Below are 20159 nucleotides of genomic sequence, written 5' to 3'. Positions count from 1 at the left end.
CGCAGCGGTCCATTTTTCACCGTCTTTTTGTCCCATAGCTAGGCTATGGGTCTGCAAATCCGGCAAAAACTGTCCTCGCTGGGGCCGATTTTCGCTTTCGACGCCCCATGCCCGACAGGCTCCTAGTGCGCGCCGCGCGAGCCCTGCAGCATTGCCCGCATGTCCGCGACCGAGACCGCGCTCAGGGGGCTGAGCTTGACCTTGGGCTGCGCTTTCATGGCATGACCATAAATAATTTCAAAGGTCAGCACGATCCTGCCATCGGCTTGGCGCGGCAGCTGCTCTTGCAGCGTCCGCAGCAGCCTGGCCTTCCAGGCGCGCCCACGCAGGGCGGGAAACCGTTGGGGATGGAAGTTGCGGCCGAGTTCGCGCAGTTCCTGCAACAGGCGCTCGGGCGTCTCATAGGTCAGCGTGATGCGCTCCATGTCCATCACCGGCTCGGCAAAACCGGTCTGCACCAGCATGTCGCCCCAGTCGTGCATGTCGGTCAGCTGATGGCCGGCCGGCGGCCAGCCAAGCGCCTGGTAGATCTCACGCAGTTCGCGCGTGGTGTCAGGGCCCAGACTGGAAAACATTACAAAGCCGCCGACCTTCAGCGCCTGGTGCCACTGCGCCAACAGCGCCGGCGGGTCAGCCGCCTCATGCAGCGTCATGTTGGCCCAGAGCATGTCCACGGCGGCCGCAGGTGGGGCTTCGAAACGCACGGCAGGCACCGTCCAGCGCTTCGGGTGCCACCATGGTTTTACTATGCTTTTGATAGCTGCCTGCGCCCGATCTTCCTGGGCTTCAAGCACAAAACATGCTGAATCCGGGTACATGCGGGCAAGGTGCAGGTGCGCCTGAAGGCCCCCTCGCACGGCGCCCCAGTGGAGCCAGGCCTGCGGCTTGAGCTTGATCCATTGCAGCCTGTCGAGCATGCGCCGCGCGACTTCCTCGTGCAGCCAGGGTGAAGCGGCGGGTGCCACACGCTGCCATCGGCCGACGGCGGTCGGGTCCAGGGTGGGCGGTCGGTCAGTGGGCATGAAGGGAAGAGGAAAGGCAGGAAAGGCAGGAAAGGCAGAAAGGAAGCGCAGAGTATATTGACACGATGTCGCTGCGCCTGCTCCCTGTGGTTTCTCCGGCCTCGTTCTTGCAAACCCTGGCCAGCCAGTGCGCCGTGTGCCGCAGCTGGCCGGCGCGCCGTGTCTGCGCGCCCTGCATGGCGCGCTTTGGTCAACCGCTGCCGCGTTGCAGCACCTGCGCACTCGCCTTGCCTGGCGATTTGTCGCTGGGCCGGGGGGCACCTTCGCCGCAATGCGCAGCCTGTATCCGCCAGCCGCCGCCTCTGGCGGCCTGTTTTGCCGCGATGCCTTACGCCTACCCATGGTCAGACCTGGTCGTCAGCTACAAATTTGGCGGCGCGCCGGCTTGGGGGGCCGTCTTTGCCGGCTTCCTGCTGCAAGCTCCCGGCGTCCGTGCAGCTCTGGCGGAGCTGGATTCGGCCGATCTGCTGATCCCCCTGCCCCTGTCAACGCAACGCCTGCAGTCACGCGGTTTCAATCAGGCCTGGGAACTTGCCAGCCAGCTCGCGCGGCAAAGCGGCACCCGCGCCGCAAGCGACCCCCGGCTGCTGCTGCGCATCCGCGACACGCAACCCCAGGCACAACTCAAGCGCGAAGCCCGCATGAAAAACGTCCAGGGCGCGTTTGTCGTCGACCCCCTGCGCGTACAGGTGCTTCAGGGGCGCCGTGTGGTGCTGGTTGATGACGTGATGACCAGCGGCGCTTCGTTGTTTGCAGCCGCACAGGCGCTGCGCGACGCCGGCGCCGCAGCGGTCACTGCGATGGTCTTCGCGCGCACTGAATAAATAGTGCCCCCACGTTCGCGCACTGCGTGTCGCTCTCTGCCCCCCGAGGGGGCGCTGCGCCTGCGGGCCGGCGGAGCCGGACCCGCGGCCCCTGCTTGAAAAGAGAAGAGCCGCCACAGTTGGCTCACTGAGCATCGCTCTCTGCATCCCTCGCCAGCAGCGACAATCCGGCCATGTTCAATATCGTCCTCGTCGAGCCTGAAATACCGCCCAACACCGGCAACGTGATCCGGCTGGCCGCCAATACTGGCTGCCGCCTGCACCTGGTGGAGCCGCTGGGGTTTTCAATGGACGACAAACACATGCGGCGTGCCGGGCTGGACTATCACGAGTACGCCGAACTCAAATGCCACGCGGACTGGGCATCCTTTCTGGCGACCGAGCAGCCGGACCCGCAGCGGCTGTTTGCCCTCACCACGCGCGCAAGCAGATTTGTGCACGACGCGCCGTTCTCGCCCGGTGACTGGCTGGTGTTCGGTGCGGAAACCCGGGGGCTGGCGCCCGAGATCCGCGACGCTTTCCCAGCGAAGCAATGCTTGAAGCTGCCCATGCTGGCCGGCCAGCGCAGCCTGAACCTGTCCAATGCGGTGGCGGTGACGGTTTTTGAAGCCTGGCGGCAGAACCGCTTTGCCACGCAGCCTTAGGCGATGTCGCTCCGCGCGCTGCTTTTGCCCGCAGAAGGCCAGGTGCGCCCGGCTTCGGCGGCTTTCAGGCGGGTCTGCTCGATCAGGAACTCCATGAACACCCGCGCCCGTGCCGGCACGTATTTTCGGCTTGGCAGGGCCGCATACAGCGTGAACCGGCCGGTGATCCAGGGGGCAAGGACGCGCCGCAGCTGCCCGTCGCGAAGGTAGTTGGCCACCAGGTCCAGCGGCTGCGCGCTGATGCCGGTGCCGTCCAGCGTGGCGCGCAGCAAGGTGTCGCTGTGGTTGGCCATCAGCGCGGGCTTGATCTCGACCGCCACTTTCCGGTCGCCTTCCTCGGGATTGATCAACTGCCACTCGCGCTGTCGAATGCCGGGCTGGCTGAGTCTGAGCGACGCGTGGTTTTTCAGATCTTCAGGTTGCTGCGGCGTGCCGGCGCTTCTTAAATATCGGGGCGAGGCGCACAACAGGCCTTCCGAGACAATCACCGGCCGCGCCACCACGTTGGCGTCGTACAGCGGCCCGGCCCCCAGAATCGTCAGATCGAAATCTTCAATCGGCGGAACCAGGGGCGAATCCACCGTGAGGTCCAGAACCACCTTGGGGTAACGGCGCCGGAACTCGGCCACCAGAGGCGCAATGATGTGTACCGCCATCACGGGCTGGGTATGAATGCGCAACAGGCCTGCCAGTTCGTCCGTCTGTTGCCGCGCCGAGGCCTCGGCCTGATCCACGTCGTTGAGGATGTGGCGCACGCGCTGCAGGTAGGACTGCCCCGCCTCGGTCAACGACAGCTTGCGGGTGGTGCGCTGCAGCAAACGGGAACCCAGGTGCTGCTCCAGATCCGTGATCAGGCGGGTCATCACTGCGGGTGACATGTCCAGCGTTCGGGCGGCTGCCGCGAATCCGCCGTCGTCCACAACTTGCTGAAAGGCACGCATCGATAAAAGTCGATCCATAGGGTAATCCCTTGATAATTCAAGCCCCTATTATTCTCCAAATAGAAATTATTAATTGATTTAATTGCTATTTTTCTTTGATTGTCGCAATAGTAAAGTTCACCCATCGATGAGCCGCAACCAATAAACGACTCACCGAGGCTGGACAGACGGGATTAGATGATGCCCGCCATGCCCGGAAATGTTTATTTAACCAATCAAAGGAAATTCCATCATGAATGCATCCAAATTCTTCGCTGTTGCCGCTCTTGCCACTGTTGCCTCTTTCGGCGCCCACGCCGACGAAGCCGATGGCTCGCAGTTTGCGGTCCAGTTCAACTCGACCCGTTCCGTGGCCGAAGTGCGCGCCGAAGCCGCCGCCAAAGTGGTCACCCACAGCCAGGAGCCTGCCGGCTCCCGCGTTGCGGCCACCGTGCCGTCGTCCACCGACCGCGCCACCGTGCGTGCACAAGCTGCTGACGCTGTCCGCCTGGGCCAGATCCCGCGCGGCGAAGCCAGCTACATGTAATCGGTGCAGGCTGGACGGGCTTCGGCCCATCCAGAACCGCCCGGAGGCTGCCTCCAGGCGGTTTTTTTGTTCCAGAAACCGCTTGCAGACACGTTCAGCGCTTTGATGATCGTCCAGCATCGTTGTGGCAAATGTCACAAGGCGCCAGGGCCGCCAGCCTACTCCACCACAGGGTAATCCCTAAAATTCAATGACATGCCTGCGCTCGGTACCCGCGATCCGGTCGGTCAGCGTTTCCCTCGCCCTCCCCCTGCGGTTCTACCCGACCTCAGGAATCCACAGGCTCCCATGGCTCTCCCCTCCATTTTTACCCCGCTGCGGCCATCTCCCGCCGCGCCCGATACCCCGGACAGGCTGCCGCTTGAGCAGATCCGGCATCAGCTTCACCAAGCCCTGCATGACTGCAGGAGCTTTGACGCACAGCGCATCATCTACCGGATCAACATGGCCGGCACCCCGGCCGATCTCTGGTTGTTGCGCAGTGATCTGTACCAGTGCATCGCGCGCGCACGCGACCAGACAGAAGCCGCCAGGCGCATCAACGCCCTGATGGGCACTTTCAGCGGCTGGGTGCCTGCTGCCCAACTCACCCGGATTTAGCGAACGTTCCCGCCCCGCGGGGCAAAATCGGCCAGAAAATCCAGAAAGGCGCGGGTCCGCGCCGGCATGAACTTGCGGGTGGGCAAGGCCGCATAAATCGTGAAATGGCCAAAAATCCAGTCTAGTAAAAGCTGTACCAGCGAGCCGCGTTCCAGGTGCGAGGTCACCAGCAAACGGGACAAAAACGTGATGCCGGCGCCGTCGAGGGCAGCTCGCAGCAACACGTCGAAACTGGTGGTCTGCAATGCGGGCTTGAGGTCAACTTCCACGGCGTCGCCGCCCCGCAAGGGCTGCAAGCGGACCAGGCGGCCGTGGTGACCGGAGTTTTGCAGCCACTGAAATTTCAGGTAGGTGTGCTCTCGCAGCTGTGCCGGCAACTCCGGCGTGCCCGCACGCTTCAGATACTCCGGGGAAGCGCAGGCGATCCAGTCGGTCGTGGCCAGTGGCCGCGCCACGATGTCGCCGTCGAAACCGGCGTCTACCACCAGGAAAGTCACGTCAAACTCTTCGATGCGGGGTTGGGGGAAAGGATCGATCTGCAGGTCCAGCAGCACTTTGGGGTGACGCGCATGCCAGAAGGCTATCCGCGGCGACAGGAAATACGAGGCCAGCACCGGCGTTGCCATCATACGCAGGGTTCCCTGCAACTCGCGCGTGTGTTCGGCCGCCGCCGACTCGGCGTCGGCCACCTCATGCAAGATGCTCCGGACCCGATGCAGGTAGGCCTCCCCGGCATCAGTGAGCGCCAGCTTGCGGGTGGTGCGCTGCAGCAGCCGCACCCCCAGGTGTTCTTCGAGCGCCGCGATCATGCGTGCTACCCCAGCCGGAGACAGGTCCATCGCTCGCGCCGCCGCCGCAACCCTCCCTCGTCGATCACACGCTGAAACACCCTCAATGAATTGAAACGATCCATAGTGGAACAAATTGTATTGGTATTGATTGATTATTTCAATTACTGGAATGGTTAATTGATTACTAAGCAGTTTTCATTCGGCGGCAAGGCGCCTACATTTACCACATCAATGAGCGCAAAGGCACTCACCGAGACTGGGCACGATGGGAACGATGAAGCCCGCCTTGTTCGGAACTCTGTACCAACCCTTGAAAGAATTCATCATGAAAACCACCCAGCTTTTTGCTATCGCCGCTTTTTCCACACTCGCCGCTTTCGGCGCCCACGCCGATGAGGCTGATGGTTCGCAGTCTGGCATCAAATTCAACTCCACGCGTTCTGTCGCCGAAGTCCGGGCCGAGGCTTTGAATCCGCTGAAGACCAACAATGGCAGCACCGGCTTTATCGGCGTGGCGAAATCCGGTCTGGACCGCGACGCTGTTCGCGCCGAAGCCGTCAGCGCGCTGCGCAACGGAGACATCCCGCAAGGCGAACTCGGCTACGGCTACATGTAAGCCGTCTGCGCAGGAGCCAGGCGGCTCCCGCAAAAAAGCCCGCTTGCAACCATGCAGCGGGCTTTTGTGTTTGTGTTTTCCCGGCCTTGTCACTCTCAAGCCGTCTGCCTCATGGGTAACGCCTGACCAGCGACTCGGCCACGCACACCGGCTTGGCCGAGCCTTCGCGCTCCACCAGCACTTCCCACGTCATCTGCACGCCGTTGTTGTCAATCGGCTCGCTCGCCAGCAGCTTCATGCGTGCCCGCAGGCGGCTGCCGACCGGCACAGGCGCTGTGAAGCGCACCTTGTTCAGGCCGTAGTTCACGCCCATGCGACTTTGCACGATTTCGAACGAGGTTTCGAAAAACTTCGGCAGCAGCGACAGGGTCAGAAAACCATGCGCGATCGGCCCTCCAAAAGGCCCGGCTTTGGCTTTTTCAGGGTCCACATGGATCCACTGGTGGTCGCCGGTGGCTTCGGCAAACAGATTGACCTGGGCCTGGGTGACTGTGAGCCAGTCGCTGACGGCGACTTCCTGGCCAACACATGCGGCCAGTTCTGAAAGGGTCTGGAAGGTTTTCATGCGGCCACTGTAACGCCCGTCCGGCGACAGGGATGTCCAGCCAGCGACATCAGGCGTGCCGGATCACTGGTCAAGCCAGCGGCAGATGCCCGCCCACTGTTCCAGGTCTTTTTCGACCCGGCCAGGCGCCACGTCGAACAGCGTCAGGCCGCGCGCCGCGAGGTGAATGTAGTTCTGCGTGTCACGCACATACCCGAGCACTGGCAGACCCAGGCCTTCGACAAAGCTGCGCAGCTTGTCGGCGGCGATGGTGCGTGAATCGACGCGCATGCCCACAATGCCGACTTGCATCTTGCCGGCATGGCGGTGTTCGGCCAGCTGGTCGAGGAAAGTACGCGTGGCGAAGATGTCAAACACGCTGGGCTGCAGCGGCACGATGACCTTGTCGGCCAGTTTGATCACGTCGTTAAAGCGCCAGCCGTGCAGGCCGCCGGGGGTGTCGAGCACCACATGGGTCGTGCCCTTGGGCGGCTTGACGATCAGGTCGGCGTTGACATCCCAGGTGGTGATGGGCCGGGCGGCCGGCGGGCGAAGCCCGAGCCAGAGCCGCGACGACTGCTGACGATCCGCATCACCAAGCATGACCGCATGGCCCTGGCTGGCGAAATACCCGGCAACATTGGTGGCCAGTGTCGTTTTACCGACGCCGCCTTTGGGATTGGCAATCACAACCACAGGCATCAATATCTCCCGATGTTTGAGCGCTATGGTAACGGCAGGCGCGCCACAGGCCAAACAGCGGCGGGGCACCGGCAGTCGCCGCGCAGCGGCAACCATCGCATGTCATTCCAAATTCACAAAGAAATCCGGCCCCAGCCCTTTGCGGACGGGCGCAGTCCGCTTCTTTTTTGATAGCACCGCAAGCGTGCCTCCCGGTCCAACGCGATTACTGGCGTCCGTCCCGGATCTCCTGGCGCATCTTTTCCTGCTCGCGGCGCTCCATGCAAACCGGGTGGTTCTTGAAACGCTGCCTGGCGCATTGCTCGTTCATGCAGATCTGAAAACCCAGCAAGACGCGGTTTTCGCAGGCCTGCCCGGGGTTGGTCGGCCCCGCCGGCTGGGCAGCCTGTTCGGCAGCCGGAGGCGCCCTGGTTTCTGACGCGGCCGGGTTGACCACCGGTGGCCGGGCCACAACGGCCTTTTCAGGGGGCGGCTTGACGGCCACCCGTTTAGACGCGGGCCTGGCGGCATCCGCTGCGCTTGCTGCTGATTCGGCCGCCGCTATCGCGGACGTCGGGCTGGATGCCGCTTCACCGTCCGGCGCGGCGGGACCGGCGAAGAATTTGAAACCCAGACCGGCCAGCGCCAGCACGGCAATACCGGCAGCGGCGTACAGCGGCATTTTCGAGCGAGCCGATGCCGCCGTGGCGGGTGGTGGGGGCGGCGGCAAGTCAGGCCGCGGCGGCGGGGGCAAAGTCGCGGCCGCAGCGGGTGCGCTCAGCACGGCAACCCGGGCAGGTTCCGGCTCCCCGTCCGCAGGCACTTCCGCGGGTGCTTCCACAGGCTGATCCGCCAGCGCTGAGGCCACAGCGGGCGGCGTGGCCGGCCCGGAGTGTGGTGTCGCGTCCGGATCGGGCGTAGCGGCCGTCAGGGTGCTTTGCGCCTGCAGTCGCGTCCACTCGGTCTGCGCCGCCAGCGCGGCCGCTCCGCTCCCCGAGTCCTCGGCCAGGCTGCCGCCCAGCTTCTTCAGCCGCCGGCGCGCCAGGTCTGCGTAGATGCCCGAGGGGAAACGGTCGAGAAACCCTTCCAGGTCCTCGATCTCCTCGGAGTCCTTGATGTCTTTCCAGTACACCAGTTCCAGCTCCTGCGTCACGGTGGAGCCGGAGTCGGTGCCTGAACTCAGCTTCACCGTTGAACCGCCAGCACGGGATCGCTGCGGGCCGGTGTCGGTGTTATTGCCGCCGCGGCGGCCGGGCTGGCTGACGGGGGGAACAATGGTCGGGTCGGCGGCCTGTCCGCTGGCTTCCTGCAGGGCCTGGACAAACTCTTGCGCGCTGGTAAAACGCTGGTCGCGGTTTTTGGCCAGCGCCCGCGCCACCACTGCGTCCATCGCCGGCGGCAACTGGGTGTTCACGGTGCTGGGCGCAGCCGGCACGTGGCCCACGATCTGCTGGATGATGGAGAAGTCGGTATCGCCATCAAAGGGCCGTTTGCCGGTGAGCAGCTGGTAAAGCACGATGCCCACCGCAAACAGGTCGGAGCGCGCATCCACCGGCTGGCCCTGCACCTGCTCGGGCGACATGTATTTGAGGGTGCCGACCATGGAGCCCTGGGTCCGGGTGGCCTCGCCAGAGTCCTGGATGCGGGCGACGCCGAAGTCGGTCAGCTTGACCCTGCCGTTCGCCTCGATCAGCAGGTTGGCCGGCTTGACATCGCGGTGCACGATGGACTGCCGGTGCGCGTAATCCAGCGCCGACAGCAGCTCACGCATCATGCCCAGCGTCTGCTCCAGCGAATAACGCCTGCCGCCGTCCAGGTGGTGCTTGAGGTCCTCCCCCTGGATGAACTCCATGACCAGAAATGCCATGTCGCCATGCCGGTCCGAGTCATAGACGCTGACGATATTGGGATGCTGCAGACGCGCCGCCGAGCGCGCTTCGGTGCGAAAACGGGCCTCGTATTCAGCGGCGGCTTCTTCCGACAGGTTCTCGACCTTGATGGTCTTGATCGCCACCCGACGATCCAGGTTGGGATCGCGCGCCTCATAGACCAGGCCCATCGCGCCCTTGCCCAGCACGCGGATGATGTCGTAGCGACCAAGCTTGTTCAGGCCCATGGAAAAAACAATCGGCGGAGTACGTCCGCACGTTGTACGTCTGGAAACAAAAAATGATTCTAGCTCGCCATCCAGAGACAAGGCGCGTGGCCGGCCTCAGCTGATGATGGAAAAACTGATCAGCGGGCTGCCTTCCTTGCGCTCGCAGCCCGCGCTGATCTGGCCGCTGCCCACCAGATAACACTCGGTGCGGCGCAGCACCACCGCTTCGCTCTGGTTGCCGAAATACACCCAGGTGCCATAACTTGACGCATCGCTGAGCACGAATTGCCCGCCGCGCCACTCCAGCATGGCGTGCATGCGCGACACCCGCGGATCGTTCAGCGCCAGCGAAGCGCCAGCGCCGCGCCCTATGGAAATGGCCAGGCTGCTGGCGTCAATCTGCACGGTTTGCTCGCCAGCCACCAGCGCCAATACCTGGGGCGGACCACTGGACGCGATGGAGCGCCCCATCATGGTCGCGTCTTCGTCACGGCCCGTCTGCCATTCGACGCGGTACACATGGCTGGCTTCGGCGCGCCCGCGCAGGTGGATGGGCCCGAGGCTGCGCAAGGACGACTGCTGCAAAGGCGCCAGCGCCGACCAGACATTTTGCGTGGTGAGGATTTGCGCCGCACCGGCCAGGTCGGCCAGGCGCGCCGCCGAATTGACGGTATCGCCAAAGCAGTCGCCGTCGATTTCCACCACCTCGCCCGACTCGATACCCATCTGCATCTGCACCGGCGCGCCGCTGCCGCCCGCGCGTATCGGTTTTTCAAGGAAGCGCATCTGGATGCTGATACAGGCCGCCAGCGCATCGCCCTCGTGAGGAAACACGACAAACAGTCCGTCGCCGAGCAGCTTGACAACGCGGCCACTGTGCTGCTCGAACACCTGGCTCAAAGCCCCGACCAGTTGCGTCACAAACCGCGAGGCAGTCTCGTCACCCAGCCGCTCGAACATGCTGGTGCTGCCAACGAGGTCAGCAAAAACGACGGTGGTCATGCGGACACCGCCGCAAACAAAGGGACAAAGAAAGCAGCCGCGCAGCCAGCACCCGGCAGCAACACGTAAGCATTTGTTCTCATGCCGGGATTTTCACCCAAATCGCCGGATTGTCCTTGTGACCTTTTCCCGGCGAGCGTAAAAACACGCCCCGCGCACCGGCCGGAGGGCTGCATTTTAGTGAAATCCGTCCCAAAGCAGCTTGATGCCGGTGAGGAACATGCCCAGGTAAAGAAGCCGGTAAAACAGCACCGGGCTGATGCGCCGGGCCAGCCGCACCCCCACCCACACGCCCAGCGGCGCCAAAGGCAACAACACCAGCGAGGTGAACATGTTGCGCATATCCAGCAGGCCCAGCCAGGCGTAGGGCAGCCACTTGGACAGGTTGATCACAAAAAAGAAAAAGGCCAGCGTGGCGGTAAACGTCACCGGTCGCAAGCGCAGCGGAATCACATAGGCACTGATCGGTGGCCCGCCGGCGTGGGCGATAAAACTCGTGAAGCCGGAAGTCACCGCGAGCAGGCCACCCAACCAGCGTGGCGGGGGCGGGCTGTCGGCTTTGGGCGGGAACAGCAGGCGTTGCGCCAGGAACATCAAGGTGAAAGCGCCCACGATGCTGGCGACGACATTGGCTGGAAGCACCTTGAACAGCAGCATGCCGGTCAGGGTGCCCACCAGCCCGAAGGGCACGAGGAACTTCACCAGCCGCATGTCAAAGTCCTTGCGGAAAGCGGCCATGCCCAGCAGGTCCATCAGCAGCAGCACCGGCATCAGGATGGCCGCAGCCTGCGGCACGGTGACGGCCAGCGCCATCACCGGAACCGCCAGCGAACCAAAGCCGGCGCCAAACCCGCTTTTGCTGATCCCCAGCATCAGCACCGCAGGTATGGCTACTGCATAAAAAAGCGGGTCGGTGATCAGCGGGAAGGTCACAGGCAAGGTACGGCAGGTAAAAAGAAAGAACACCCGGAATAAAGCAGGAGAAGTCGCCGATTATCGTGCCCGGTTGGTGGCCTGCCGCTGCGGCCGCTGGACACGCCGTGGCAGCGTTGCACCTGCTTTTCATACATGGAATTGGCCTCCAGCCCTTGTCCAACGGGCGCAAATAGCTATTTATTTCATAGCAACTTTGTCCTGCTTTCACCAGGCCGCCAGCCCATCTGCTGGGCCACAAAGCCGTCAAACGCCGCCAGCAAGCGAGCAAGGCTTTCGCGCCCGCCCTCAAGCTGGGCCAGTGCTGCGCAGGTGGCCTCCAGCGTGGACAGCTGGCCCGGCCGGTGCGCGCGGCGGATCAGGTAGTTCGACGCGGACGTGGGCTGCAGCGACAGCCGCGGCAATTGCTGCAGCAGGGGATTGAGATAAAGCATCTTGCGGCTCTTGCGCCAGGTGCCGTCGAGCACGATCAGCCGCAACCGCGCAGGCTCGCGCAGCATTTCCGGCGTCAGCTGCGGCGCAGCCAGCCGGCCCTCCGCAGCGGCTTGCGGCGTATCGGGATACAGCAGCAGGTTGTGCCTGAAGTCTGCGTCGCCCTGTGTATCGGCCAGCAAGCCGCGCACGTCAAATACCTCGCCGGTCAGGAGTTGGCTGCGCGCCAGGCTCAGATGCAGCAACCGCGCACTGCCTTTGGCCTGGCGCACTTCCAGCGGATGCTGCAGGATCAACACCTCGACCTCGTTGGCCACCGGTGTGATCCAGCGGCAGATACAGGCGATGCGCGGCCGCAGGCAAAGTGTGCAGCTCGCGCGTGCGCTCACCGGCCTATCGCCGCCAGATAGGCCTGGCGCGTGTCCGGATCCACGGATTCCAGAAGCTGCTGATACGGCGTCTGGTGACGGGACAGCATGCGCGCGGAGGCGACGGTCTTGGACCGGCAGTACCAATGACAGGTGTGCTGCATCAAAAACAGCTCGGCCGACAAGGTATAGGCCTTGTCACGGGGCGAACGCCCGGCCGCATTTTTTGCCACACGGGTGATGCCCTGCGCATGCACAGCCAGGACCTGGCGCATGTCAAAGGTATTGGCAGGAAAGAAGCGGTCTGCCTCAGGCAGAAAAACCGGCAGCCTGCTGACGCGGGCCTCGTCCTCATCCACCTTTGAAAAGTCGTCGGAAAAACGCTCGAACTGTTCGCACAACTGCACCTCGGACGAAGCCAGCATGTTCCATATCTGGCTCTGGCGCTCCGGGTCTTTTTCTCCCAGCGCCCGCAAGTAGCCTTCGGTCAGGCTTTCCATGAGTTTTTCGACCTGATACCTGCCCAGATGGCTGGCCAGCAGGGCAATACGTCTGGCCTGCGTTTTAGATTTGAGCTGGTAGGCGCCGATGGCGGCCACCATCAGCAAGAGGAGAAAAATTTCCATCGCGGCAGGGATCCGTAACAACAAGACCCCAGTGTAGTGGGCGGCCGCGGACCACCTACAACAACGCCTCGACGATGCGTTGTGCAGGGAAATTCAAATTCGGGCAACATGCCCGCATGACAGATTCAATCCCAGACTCAAATCTTTACGTCCTGCCAAAAATCTGGCAGCCCCCGCCATCCAGCGGCGGCCGCTTCGCCAACATCAACCGGCCCGTGGCCGGCCCCACGCATGACAAGGAACTGCCGGTGGGCAAGCACCCGCTGCAGCTGTATTCGCTGGGCACGCCCAATGGCGTCAAGGTCACCGTCATGCTCGAAGAGCTGCTGGCGCTGGGCCACAGCGGTGCAGAGTACGACGCCTGGCTGATCCGCATCCACGAGGGCGAGCAGTTCGGCAGCGGCTTTGTGGCGGCCAACCCCAACTCGAAGATTCCGGTGCTGGTGGACCACAGCGAGCCCGCACCACTGCGGGTGTTTGAGTCCGGCGCCATCCTGCAGTACCTGGCCGAGAAGTTTGGCGCCTTTTTGCCCACGGCCCGCGCACCGCGCGCGGAATGCCTGGCCTGGCTGAACTGGCTGATGGGCAGCGCGCCGTTTCTGGGCGGCGGTTTCGGCCACTTTTACGCCTACGCCCCGAGCAAAATGCAATACCCCATCGACCGCTACGCGATGGAAGTCAAGCGCCAGCTCGACGTGCTGGACCGGCGCCTGGCTGAGGTGCCGTATCTGGCAGGCGACGACTACACGATTGCCGACATGGCGGTATGGCCCTGGTACGGCACCCTGGTCAAGGGCCAGATCTACGAAGCCGGCGAGTTCCTGCAGGTACAGACTTACAAAAATGTGCTGCGCTGGACGGACGCGATCGCCAAACGCCCCGCCGCCCGGCGCGGGCGCATGGTCAACCGCACCTGGGGCGAGCCGGCCAGCCAGCTGCACGAGCGACACGATGCGGGCGACTTTGACACGCGCACCCAGGACAAGCTGGCGCCATGATCACCCTGTACGACTGCGCCACCGCCCCCAGCCCGAGGCGTGCCCGCATCCTGCTGGCTGAAAAAGGGGTGCTGCACGAGACCGTTCAGATCGACCTGCGGACCCGCGAGCAGATGGGCGAAGCCTATCGCCGGATCAACCCGCAGTGCACCGTGCCTGCACTGTGTACCGACGAAGGCGCCCTGCTCACCGACAACGCCGCCATTGCCGCCTGGCTGGAGGCGCACTGCCCCCAGCCGCCGCTGCTGGGCAGCACCGCGCTCGACAAAGCCGAGGTGGCCAGCTGGCAGTGGCGCATCGAGTTTGAAGGCCTGATGGCGATTGCCGAATGCCTGCGCAACAGCTCGCCCGGGATGACGAACCGCGCCCTGCCTGGGCCGGTGGACTACGCGCAGATTCCAGAGCTGGCCCAGCGCGGACTGACGCGCGTGCAGCAGTTTTTTGCGATGCTCAATGAGCGGCTGGACGGGCGCGATTTTGTAGCCGCCGAGCAATTCAGCGTTGCCGACATCACCGCCGTGGTGGCGGTGGACTTTGCCCGCGTCGTCAAGGTCAAGCCCGGCGACCAGCACCCGCACCTGGTGCGCTGGCGTGCAGCGATGGCGCAACGGCCTTCGATGGCGCTTTAAGCGCCAGGCGGGCGCGCAGCGCAACACGCCACTTTTTCCGCTATTACTTCAGTAGCGCCTTGCGCAAGCAGGGCAAGGGCTACAGCCTGTTTTTACTATGGATTTCGGGTACACCGGCTCTATTCACACCCGTTCCAGCACCAGCGCAATGCCCTGCCCCACACCGATACACATGGTGCACAGGGCAAAACGCCCCCCGGTGCGGTGCAGCTGGTTGACTGCGGTGGTCACCAGGCGCGCACCCGACGCGCCGAGCGGATGGCCCAGCGCAATCGCGCCGCCGTTCGGGTTGACGCGCACATCGTCGTCCTGCAATCCGAGCAGGCGCAACACCGCCAGACCTTGCGCAGCAAACGCTTCGTTGAGTTCGATCACGTCCATCTGCGCCAGGCTCAGACCCGTCAGCGCCAGCACCTTTTCGGTGGCCGGTGCAGGGCCTATGCCCATGATGCGCGGCGGCACGCCGGCTGTCGCCATGCCAACGATGCGCGCACGCGGCGTGAGGCCGTTCTCTTTGGCCGCTTCTTCATTGGCAATCAGCAGCGCGCAGGCGCCGTCGTTAATACCCGAAGCATTGCCGGCCGTGACGCTGCCGTCGAGCCGCACCGCGCCCTTGAGTTTGGCCAGCGCTTCCATCGATGTTTCGCGCGGATGTTCGTCCTTGCTGACCACCACCGGATCGCCTTTTTTCTGCGCAATGGTGACCGGCGTGATCTCGGCGTCAAAGAAACCGGACTTCTGCGCGGCGACGGCCTTGAGCTGCGAGGCCAGCGCCATCTTGTCCTGGTCCTCGCGGCTGATCTTGTACTCCAGAGCCACGTTTTCTGCCGTTTCGGGCATGGCATCGGTGCCGTATTTTTCCTTCATCAGCTTGTTGACGAAGCGCCAGCCAATCGTGGTGTCATACATCTGCGCGGCGCGGCTGAAGGCGCTTTCGGCCTTGGCCATCACAAACGGCGCGCGGCTCATGCTTTCAACGCCGCCAGCAATCATCAAACGTGCCTCGCCCGCCTTGATGGCGCGGGCCGCTGTACCCACGGCGTCCATGCCGGAGCCGCACAGGCGGTTGATGGTGGCGCCGGGCAACTCCAGCGGCAAGCCAGCCAGCAAGCTGGCCATGTGCGCCACGTTGCGGTTGTCCTCGCCGGCCTGGTTGACGCAGCCATAAATCACGTCGGTCACCGCCAGCCAGTCGACATTCGGGTTGCGCGCCATCAGGGCCTTGAGTGGCACGGCGGCCAGGTCATCGGTGCGTACGCTGCTGAGTGCGCCGCCATAACGGCCGAAAGGGGTACGGATGGCGTCGCAGATAAAAGCTTGGGGTGTCATGGTGTATCTCCTGGGGGTAAAAGTGGAGGGTTGTTCAGGCTGCGACGGGCAGACCCACGAGTTTTTCCAGCTCGGCATGTCCCAGTCCATCGACCTTGTCGATGAGCTTGAGGCCATGCGGCGTGCATTCCAGCGTCGCCAGCTCGGAATAGATGCGCTTGACGCAAGCCATGCCGGTCAGCGGGTAGCTGCAGGTCCGGACGACCTTGCTTTCGCCTTTTTTGGTCAGCAGGTCCATCATCACCCAGGTTTGCCGCGCGCCGATGGCCAGGTCCATGGCACCGCCAACGGCGGGGATGGCGCCCGGCTCGCCGGTGCTCCAGTTGGCCAGGTCGCCGGTGGCGGAGACCTGGAAAGCGCCCAGCACGCAGATGTCCAGGTGCCCACCGCGCATCATGCCGAAGCTGTCGGCATGGTGGAAAAAAGCACCGCCCTTGAGCAGGGTCACCGGTTGCTTGCCGGCATTGATCAGGTCGTAGTCTTCATCGCCCTCAGCCGGCGCCGGCCCCATGCCCAGGATGCCGTTTTCGCTGTGCAGCAGCACCTCGCGGCTTGCAGGGATGTGGTTGGCCACCAGCGTCGGCATGCCGATGCCGAGGTTCACGGTAGCGCCTTCAGGAATGTCTTGCGCCACGCGGGCGGCCAGCTGGTCCTTGCTTCGTTTTTGGTAACTCATGGTCATGCTGCCTGTTTAAAGCCGCCGGCCTGGGTGGCGACACGGTCGATCTTCACGATCTGGTGAACATAGATGCCGGGCGTGACGATGTGCTCCGGGTCCATCGCACCGAGTTCGGCGATCTCATGCACGGTCGCCACCGTGAGCCTGGCCGCGGTGGCCATCACCGGGCCAAAGTTGCGAGCTGCCTTTCGGTAGACCAGGTTGCCCCAGCGGTCGCCGCGCTCGGCCTTGATCAGTGCCACGTCGCCGTAAATCGGCATCTCCAGCACATACCCCTTGCCATTGATCTCGCGGGTTTCCTTTGGCGTGCCGTCATTGTTTTTGGCCATCTCGGTGCCATAACCTGTGGGCGAGAAAAAAGCGCCTATGCCGGCACCCGCGGCGCGTATGCGCTCAGCCAGGTTGCCTTGCGGCACCAGTTCGAGCTCCAGCTTGCCGGAGCGATAGAGTTCATCGAAAACGTAGCTGTCGGCCTGACGCGGAAAGCTGCAGATGATCTTGCGCACGCGACCGGACTTGAGCAATGCGGCCAGCCCGGTGTCGGCATTGCCGGCGTTGTTGTTCACGACCGTGAGGTCTTTGGCGCCCTGCGCAATCAGGCCATCGATCAGTTCATTCGGGATGCCGGCCGTGCCAAAGCCGCCTATAAGGACGGTAGACCCGTCCTGAACACTGGCCAGCGCCTCGGCGATGGACCGGGCGATCTTGTTGATCATGAAGCTTTGTCTCCGCGATAAAACCCAGGAAAGGAAAGATGTAATTTGTTCTTATGTAGAACAAATGTTCGTATAATGAATTTTAGGAGATTTTGGTATCCATGGCAATTGCGGCTTCACCTCTGAGCACCACCGCACGGCCCGGCCACGCGCCGGGTGACAGCTATGTGCAGTCGTTTGCACGCGGGCTGGAGGTAGTCCGCTCCTTCAGCGCGCAGTCGCCCCGGCAAACCCTGAGCGAAGTAGCAGCCCGCAGCGGCCTGAGCCGGGCCGGTGCGCGGCGCATCCTGCTGACCCTGCAAACCCTTGGCTATGTAGACAGCGATGGCAAACATTTCTCGCTGACCGCACGCATTCTGGACCTGGGCTTTGCCTACCTGTCATCGATGCCGATCTGGAACCTGGCCGAGCCGGTCATGGAAGCCCTGGCCGGGGAAGTCAGGGAGTCGTGTTCGGCCGCCGTACTCGATGGCACCGACATCGTGTATGTGCTTCGCGTGTCCACGCACAAGATCATGAGCATCACGCTGGGCGTCGGTTCGCGGCTTCCCGCCTACTGCACATCCATGGGCCGGGTGTTGCTGGCCGCGATGCCGCAGGAGCAAGCCATGGCCTGCCTGAAAGCGTCCCAGCCCGAAGCACTGACACGCCACACGGTGACGGACATCGATGCCCTGCGGCAGAAAATCGCGCACACGCGCAAGCAGGGCTGGTGCCTGGTCAACCAGGAGCTCGAAGAAGGTCTGGTGTCCATGGCCGCGCCGATTCGGGACCGGGCTGGCCGCACGGTGGCGGCGCTCAATATCAGCGGCCAGGCCAACCGGACCAGCGCCAAGATGATGCAGGACACCATGCTGCAGCCGCTGCTGGAAGCTGCGCAAACCATCTCGCGCCTGCTGGCAGTTCAAAACAGCTGATTTGGGCAATTACCCGCCGGGCCACCCCGGGGAAATTCACCCCCTCAGGACACGTGAGTCACACGCAGCGAGTGAACGTGGGGGCCATTCAGGACTTCCGTGAGCCCATCACCAGCACCACGGCGCCCAGCACGATGGCACCTATGCTGAGCCACTGCGGAAAGTTGACCGTCTCCTTCTCCTTCACCACCAGCTCAAGTGGCCCGAGCTTGGCTGTCGACGTGTCCTTGGTGAAGCTGAAGCCACCGGTGAAAAAGCCGGCCAGGCCGAGCACGATCAGGACGATGCCCGTGATTCTCATTGCATTCATGAAGTTCTCCTCGCCGGCTATAGAGATGGGCCGGCGCGCCTACCGGTATCGCGCTGCCGTGGCGTTAATCTAAGCGACACGGTGGCCCAGGGCGCGTAGGACATTGCCGCCTGACGCTCTTTTCGTGCTGAAACACCACAGGCGCGCAGGAAAAACGACCCGTGCTAATCTCGTGCCATGTTCACGCCCTCGCAAGCCGACGTTCGCCGGTTTTTCTGCTCCGTTTACGCCAAGACCCAGGCAGGCCAGCCACTCGAGGCTATTGAAACCATAGCAAGCCAGTGGCTGGAAGAACACCCCGAGTACCGCGCCGACTTTGCCGACGCGGATGCCGCGCTGGAAAAGATGTACGACGTGGAAGCCGGCAGAACCAACCCGTTTTTGCACCTGTCCATGCACCTGTCGATCAGCGAGCAATGCTCTATTGACCAGCCACGCGGGATCCGGCAGGCGGTGGAATTGCTGACCGCACGCCGCAACTCCCTGCATGACGCTCACCACGAAGCCATGGACTGCCTGGGTCAGATGGTCTGGGAAAGCCAGCGCGCGGAGCGCCCACCCGACGGCGACGCCTACATCGCGTGCGTCCAGCGCCACGCTACAAGAGATTGACCGCCCCCAAGGAAAAAGCCCCGCAGAACGGGGCTTTGTTCAGTTTCTGGAGCGAAGCGGTCTAGCGGAACTTGCTCTGCGGAACCACTTTGAGGTCGCCGTCCACACTGGCCAGGTAGTTGGCCAGCAGCTTGAGTTCTGCATTGCTGTACTGCTTGGCCATGCCCGCCATGATGGCGTTGTTGCGGCCGACCTTTGGGTTATTTTCAACCTTGTAGGCCTTGAGGGCGACAAACAGGTAGTCGGCATGCTGTCCACCAAGCTTGGGGTAGCTGGGGTCAATCGGCTTGCTGAAGTCGGCGCCATGGCATGAAGCGCAATTGGCCTTGTTCAGCAGCGCGGTCACTGCTGCGCTGGGCTGTTTGACGGTACGGTCGGCCGGGGCGGCACCCTCGGCCACGCCGTGAACGCTGTAGTAGGCGGACAAGTCGGCAATGTCCTGATCGTTCAGGGAATCAGCGATACCGCGCATGGTCGGGTGCTTGCGCTCGCCCTTTTTATAAGCGTGCAGCGCGGCGGTGAGGTATTTGGCGCTCTGGCCAGAAATCATCGGGACCTTGTAGACCTCGGGGAAACTGGCCTGGTAACCCTTGATGCCGTGACAGCCAATACACATGGCGTTTTTTGATGCGCCGGCTTTGACATCACCTTGGATGTCCTGGGAATGGGCTGCCGCGGTCGCAAGTGAGACAGCAAGAGCGAATAGCGTGGTGAACAGCTTGGTCATTTTTCGCGCACAATTCAGGTGAGGATTCGTTATATCAACAGCCATCGATTATATCTGTGCCTGCAGGGCCAGCTCCCGGCCCCCGCTGAATCAACGCACATTCACCCTTCTTCCGCTTCACAGCTGCTGCCCAACATGAAATTCCAAGGCTCCAAAAACTACGTCGCCACCCCGGACCTGATGCTCGCCGTCAATGCCTCCGCCATCCTCAAAAAACCCCTGCTGGTCAAGGGCGAGCCGGGCACCGGCAAGACCATGCTGGCCGAGGAAGTGGCCCAGGCCCTGAACCTGCCCTTGTTGCAGTGGCACATCAAGTCCACCACCAAGGCGCAGCAAGGCCTGTATGAATACGATGCGGTCTCGCGCCTGCGCGACTCGCAGCTCGGCGACGAAAAGGTCAAGGACATCCACAACTACATCGTCAAGGGTGTGCTCTGGCAAGCCTTCACCGCTGACGAGCCGGTGGCGCTGCTGATTGACGAGATCGACAAGGCCGACATCGAGTTTCCGAACGACCTGCTGCGCGAGATCGACCGCATGGAGTTTTATGTTTATGAGACGCGCGAGCTGATCAAGGCCAAGCACCGGCCGCTG

Annotated in this window: 25 protein-coding genes; 10 read left to right on the top strand and 15 right to left on the bottom strand. The window is 63.1% G+C overall.

Going from position 1 to position 20159, the window contains the following annotated elements:
* Nucleotides 1–122: 122 nt before the first annotated feature.
* On the bottom strand, nucleotides 123–1022 hold the full coding sequence (locus tag ACESMT_RS04500) for a class I SAM-dependent methyltransferase (protein ID WP_372825375.1): 900 nt from the start codon (nucleotides 1020–1022) through the stop codon (nucleotides 123–125).
* A 65-nt stretch (nucleotides 1023–1087) separates the two neighbouring features.
* Between ACESMT_RS04500 and ACESMT_RS04495 the strand changes: the two genes are divergently transcribed.
* Nucleotides 1088–1846 carry a ComF family protein gene (locus ACESMT_RS04495; protein ID WP_372825374.1) on the top strand — a complete coding sequence of 253 codons (759 nt, stop codon included), beginning with the start codon at nucleotides 1088–1090 and terminating at the stop codon, nucleotides 1844–1846.
* A 173-nt stretch (nucleotides 1847–2019) separates the two neighbouring features.
* Nucleotides 2020–2490, top strand: coding sequence for a tRNA (cytidine(34)-2'-O)-methyltransferase (locus ACESMT_RS04490; RefSeq protein ID WP_372825373.1), 471 nt, complete (start codon nucleotides 2020–2022; stop codon nucleotides 2488–2490).
* On the opposite strand, the gene ACESMT_RS04485 is transcribed toward ACESMT_RS04490, so the two are convergent.
* Entirely contained in the window at nucleotides 2487–3449 is a 963-nt protein-coding gene (locus ACESMT_RS04485; RefSeq protein ID WP_372825372.1) for a LysR family transcriptional regulator, read from the bottom strand. The genes ACESMT_RS04490 and ACESMT_RS04485 overlap by 4 nt on opposite strands.
* A gap of 214 nt (nucleotides 3450–3663) precedes the next feature.
* On the opposite strand from ACESMT_RS04485, the gene ACESMT_RS04480 reads away from it, so the two are divergent.
* Nucleotides 3664–3957: a DUF4148 domain-containing protein gene (locus ACESMT_RS04480; RefSeq protein ID WP_372825371.1), complete on the top strand. Its 294-nt coding sequence runs from the start codon at nucleotides 3664–3666 to the stop codon at nucleotides 3955–3957.
* 288 nt (nucleotides 3958–4245) lie between these two features.
* Entirely contained in the window at nucleotides 4246–4557 is a 312-nt protein-coding gene (locus ACESMT_RS04475; protein WP_372825370.1) for a hypothetical protein, read from the top strand.
* Here ACESMT_RS04475 and ACESMT_RS04470 read toward each other — a convergent pair.
* Nucleotides 4554–5396 (bottom strand): LysR substrate-binding domain-containing protein, encoded by an 843-nt coding sequence (locus ACESMT_RS04470; RefSeq protein ID WP_372825369.1) that lies wholly within the window; start codon nucleotides 5394–5396, stop codon nucleotides 4554–4556. The two genes, ACESMT_RS04475 and ACESMT_RS04470, sit on opposite strands and share 4 nt — an antisense overlap.
* Nucleotides 5397–5673: 277 nt before the next feature.
* Between ACESMT_RS04470 and ACESMT_RS04465 the strand changes: the two genes are divergently transcribed.
* Nucleotides 5674–5964, top strand: a complete 291-nt coding sequence (locus ACESMT_RS04465) for a DUF4148 domain-containing protein (RefSeq protein ID WP_372825368.1) — start codon at nucleotides 5674–5676, stop codon at nucleotides 5962–5964.
* A gap of 109 nt (nucleotides 5965–6073) precedes the next feature.
* Here ACESMT_RS04465 and ACESMT_RS04460 read toward each other — a convergent pair whose 3' ends face one another.
* The 7 genes from ACESMT_RS04460 to ACESMT_RS04430 form a co-directional block, all read right to left on the bottom strand.
* Nucleotides 6074–6529, bottom strand: a complete 456-nt coding sequence (locus tag ACESMT_RS04460) for a MaoC family dehydratase (RefSeq protein ID WP_372825367.1) — start codon at nucleotides 6527–6529, stop codon at nucleotides 6074–6076.
* A gap of 63 nt (nucleotides 6530–6592) precedes the next feature.
* The gene (locus tag ACESMT_RS04455; protein WP_372825366.1) at nucleotides 6593–7210 is read right to left on the bottom strand and encodes an AAA family ATPase; all 618 of its coding nucleotides are present in this window, start codon (nucleotides 7208–7210) and stop codon (nucleotides 6593–6595) included.
* Between the two features lie 205 nt (nucleotides 7211–7415).
* Nucleotides 7416–9305: a serine/threonine-protein kinase gene (locus tag ACESMT_RS04450; RefSeq protein ID WP_372825365.1), complete on the bottom strand. Its 1890-nt coding sequence runs from the start codon at nucleotides 9303–9305 to the stop codon at nucleotides 7416–7418.
* Between the two features lie 96 nt (nucleotides 9306–9401).
* Nucleotides 9402–10289 carry an adenylate/guanylate cyclase domain-containing protein gene (locus tag ACESMT_RS04445; RefSeq protein WP_372825364.1) on the bottom strand — a complete coding sequence of 296 codons (888 nt, stop codon included), beginning with the start codon at nucleotides 10287–10289 and terminating at the stop codon, nucleotides 9402–9404.
* A gap of 177 nt (nucleotides 10290–10466) precedes the next feature.
* A complete protein-coding gene (locus tag ACESMT_RS04440) occupies nucleotides 10467–11222 on the bottom strand; it encodes a sulfite exporter TauE/SafE family protein (protein WP_372825376.1) in 756 nt (251 codons plus the stop codon).
* A gap of 185 nt (nucleotides 11223–11407) precedes the next feature.
* Nucleotides 11408–12043 (bottom strand): tRNA-uridine aminocarboxypropyltransferase, encoded by a 636-nt coding sequence (locus ACESMT_RS04435; protein ID WP_372825363.1) that lies wholly within the window; start codon nucleotides 12041–12043, stop codon nucleotides 11408–11410.
* On the bottom strand, nucleotides 12040–12648 hold the full coding sequence (locus ACESMT_RS04430) for a hypothetical protein (protein ID WP_372825362.1): 609 nt from the start codon (nucleotides 12646–12648) through the stop codon (nucleotides 12040–12042). Before ACESMT_RS04430 ends, ACESMT_RS04435 begins: the two co-directional genes overlap by 4 nt.
* A 116-nt stretch (nucleotides 12649–12764) precedes the next feature.
* Here ACESMT_RS04430 and yghU point away from each other — a divergent pair, with 116 nt between their 5' ends.
* Nucleotides 12765–13646: a glutathione-dependent disulfide-bond oxidoreductase gene (yghU, locus tag ACESMT_RS04425; RefSeq protein WP_372825361.1), complete on the top strand. Its 882-nt coding sequence runs from the start codon at nucleotides 12765–12767 to the stop codon at nucleotides 13644–13646.
* Entirely contained in the window at nucleotides 13643–14275 is a 633-nt protein-coding gene (locus ACESMT_RS04420; protein WP_372825360.1) for a glutathione S-transferase family protein, read from the top strand. Before yghU ends, ACESMT_RS04420 begins: the two co-directional genes overlap by 4 nt.
* Before the next feature lie 123 nt (nucleotides 14276–14398).
* On the opposite strand, the gene pcaF is transcribed toward ACESMT_RS04420, so the two are convergent.
* Genes pcaF through ACESMT_RS04405 form a run of 3 tightly spaced genes read right to left on the bottom strand, consistent with a single transcriptional unit; the run spans nucleotide 14399 to nucleotide 16999 of the window.
* Nucleotides 14399–15604, bottom strand: coding sequence for a 3-oxoadipyl-CoA thiolase (gene pcaF / locus ACESMT_RS04415; protein ID WP_372825359.1), 1206 nt, complete (start codon nucleotides 15602–15604; stop codon nucleotides 14399–14401).
* Between the two features lie 34 nt (nucleotides 15605–15638).
* Nucleotides 15639–16280, bottom strand: a complete 642-nt coding sequence (locus ACESMT_RS04410; RefSeq protein WP_372825358.1) for a 3-oxoacid CoA-transferase subunit B — start codon at nucleotides 16278–16280, stop codon at nucleotides 15639–15641.
* A 2-nt stretch (nucleotides 16281–16282) separates the two neighbouring features.
* A complete protein-coding gene (locus ACESMT_RS04405) occupies nucleotides 16283–16999 on the bottom strand; it encodes a 3-oxoacid CoA-transferase subunit A (RefSeq protein ID WP_372825357.1) in 717 nt (238 codons plus the stop codon).
* Nucleotides 17000–17100: 101 nt separating this feature from the next.
* Between ACESMT_RS04405 and ACESMT_RS04400 the strand changes: the two genes are divergently transcribed.
* Nucleotides 17101–17916: an IclR family transcriptional regulator C-terminal domain-containing protein gene (locus ACESMT_RS04400; RefSeq protein ID WP_372825356.1), complete on the top strand. Its 816-nt coding sequence runs from the start codon at nucleotides 17101–17103 to the stop codon at nucleotides 17914–17916.
* Nucleotides 17917–18004: 88 nt separating this feature from the next.
* On the opposite strand, the gene ACESMT_RS04395 is transcribed toward ACESMT_RS04400, so the two are convergent.
* A complete protein-coding gene (locus ACESMT_RS04395; RefSeq protein WP_372825355.1) occupies nucleotides 18005–18226 on the bottom strand; it encodes a hypothetical protein in 222 nt (73 codons plus the stop codon).
* 177 nt (nucleotides 18227–18403) lie between these two features.
* Here ACESMT_RS04395 and ACESMT_RS04390 point away from each other — a divergent pair, with 177 nt between their 5' ends.
* A complete protein-coding gene (locus tag ACESMT_RS04390) occupies nucleotides 18404–18838 on the top strand; it encodes a DUF1841 family protein (RefSeq protein WP_372825354.1) in 435 nt (144 codons plus the stop codon).
* Between the two features lie 61 nt (nucleotides 18839–18899).
* On the opposite strand, the gene ACESMT_RS04385 is transcribed toward ACESMT_RS04390, so the two are convergent.
* Nucleotides 18900–19565 (bottom strand): cytochrome c, encoded by a 666-nt coding sequence (locus ACESMT_RS04385; RefSeq protein WP_372825353.1) that lies wholly within the window; start codon nucleotides 19563–19565, stop codon nucleotides 18900–18902.
* A 135-nt stretch (nucleotides 19566–19700) separates the two neighbouring features.
* Between ACESMT_RS04385 and ACESMT_RS04380 the strand changes: the two genes are divergently transcribed.
* Nucleotides 19701–20159: AAA family ATPase (locus tag ACESMT_RS04380; protein ID WP_372825352.1), on the top strand; the 459-nt coding region annotated here is incomplete at its 3' end.

The organism is Polaromonas sp. (assembly GCF_041689105.1).
In the GTDB taxonomy this organism is placed as follows: domain Bacteria; phylum Pseudomonadota; class Gammaproteobacteria; order Burkholderiales; family Burkholderiaceae_C; genus Polaromonas.
This window is presented reverse-complemented; position numbering and strand designations above follow the sequence as displayed.

What these genes read in the sequence shown, in the direction of transcription:
- ACESMT_RS04500 (WP_372825375.1), bottom strand. Translation starts at nt 1,022, where the DNA reads ATGCCCACTGACCGACCGCCCACCCTGGACCCGACCGCCGTCGGCCGA.
- ACESMT_RS04495 (WP_372825374.1), top strand. Translation starts at nt 1,088, where the DNA reads ATGTCGCTGCGCCTGCTCCCTGTGGTTTCTCCGGCCTCGTTCTTGCAA.
- ACESMT_RS04490 (WP_372825373.1), top strand. Translation starts at nt 2,020, where the DNA reads ATGTTCAATATCGTCCTCGTCGAGCCTGAAATACCGCCCAACACCGGC.
- ACESMT_RS04485 (WP_372825372.1), bottom strand. Translation starts at nt 3,449, where the DNA reads ATGGATCGACTTTTATCGATGCGTGCCTTTCAGCAAGTTGTGGACGAC.
- ACESMT_RS04480 (WP_372825371.1), top strand. Translation starts at nt 3,664, where the DNA reads ATGAATGCATCCAAATTCTTCGCTGTTGCCGCTCTTGCCACTGTTGCC.
- ACESMT_RS04475 (WP_372825370.1), top strand. Translation starts at nt 4,246, where the DNA reads ATGGCTCTCCCCTCCATTTTTACCCCGCTGCGGCCATCTCCCGCCGCG.
- ACESMT_RS04470 (WP_372825369.1), bottom strand. Translation starts at nt 5,396, where the DNA reads ATGGACCTGTCTCCGGCTGGGGTAGCACGCATGATCGCGGCGCTCGAA.
- ACESMT_RS04465 (WP_372825368.1), top strand. Translation starts at nt 5,674, where the DNA reads ATGAAAACCACCCAGCTTTTTGCTATCGCCGCTTTTTCCACACTCGCC.
- ACESMT_RS04460 (WP_372825367.1), bottom strand. Translation starts at nt 6,529, where the DNA reads ATGAAAACCTTCCAGACCCTTTCAGAACTGGCCGCATGTGTTGGCCAG.
- ACESMT_RS04455 (WP_372825366.1), bottom strand. Translation starts at nt 7,210, where the DNA reads ATGCCTGTGGTTGTGATTGCCAATCCCAAAGGCGGCGTCGGTAAAACG.
- ACESMT_RS04450 (WP_372825365.1), bottom strand. Translation starts at nt 9,305, where the DNA reads ATGGGCCTGAACAAGCTTGGTCGCTACGACATCATCCGCGTGCTGGGC.
- ACESMT_RS04445 (WP_372825364.1), bottom strand. Translation starts at nt 10,289, where the DNA reads ATGACCACCGTCGTTTTTGCTGACCTCGTTGGCAGCACCAGCATGTTC.
- ACESMT_RS04430 (WP_372825362.1), bottom strand. Translation starts at nt 12,648, where the DNA reads ATGGAAATTTTTCTCCTCTTGCTGATGGTGGCCGCCATCGGCGCCTAC.
- yghU (WP_372825361.1), top strand. Translation starts at nt 12,765, where the DNA reads ATGACAGATTCAATCCCAGACTCAAATCTTTACGTCCTGCCAAAAATC.
- ACESMT_RS04420 (WP_372825360.1), top strand. Translation starts at nt 13,643, where the DNA reads ATGATCACCCTGTACGACTGCGCCACCGCCCCCAGCCCGAGGCGTGCC.
- pcaF (WP_372825359.1), bottom strand. Translation starts at nt 15,604, where the DNA reads ATGACACCCCAAGCTTTTATCTGCGACGCCATCCGTACCCCTTTCGGC.
- ACESMT_RS04410 (WP_372825358.1), bottom strand. Translation starts at nt 16,280, where the DNA reads ATGAGTTACCAAAAACGAAGCAAGGACCAGCTGGCCGCCCGCGTGGCG.
- ACESMT_RS04405 (WP_372825357.1), bottom strand. Translation starts at nt 16,999, where the DNA reads ATGATCAACAAGATCGCCCGGTCCATCGCCGAGGCGCTGGCCAGTGTT.
- ACESMT_RS04400 (WP_372825356.1), top strand. Translation starts at nt 17,101, where the DNA reads ATGGCAATTGCGGCTTCACCTCTGAGCACCACCGCACGGCCCGGCCAC.
- ACESMT_RS04395 (WP_372825355.1), bottom strand. Translation starts at nt 18,226, where the DNA reads ATGAATGCAATGAGAATCACGGGCATCGTCCTGATCGTGCTCGGCCTG.
- ACESMT_RS04390 (WP_372825354.1), top strand. Translation starts at nt 18,404, where the DNA reads ATGTTCACGCCCTCGCAAGCCGACGTTCGCCGGTTTTTCTGCTCCGTT.
- ACESMT_RS04385 (WP_372825353.1), bottom strand. Translation starts at nt 19,565, where the DNA reads ATGACCAAGCTGTTCACCACGCTATTCGCTCTTGCTGTCTCACTTGCG.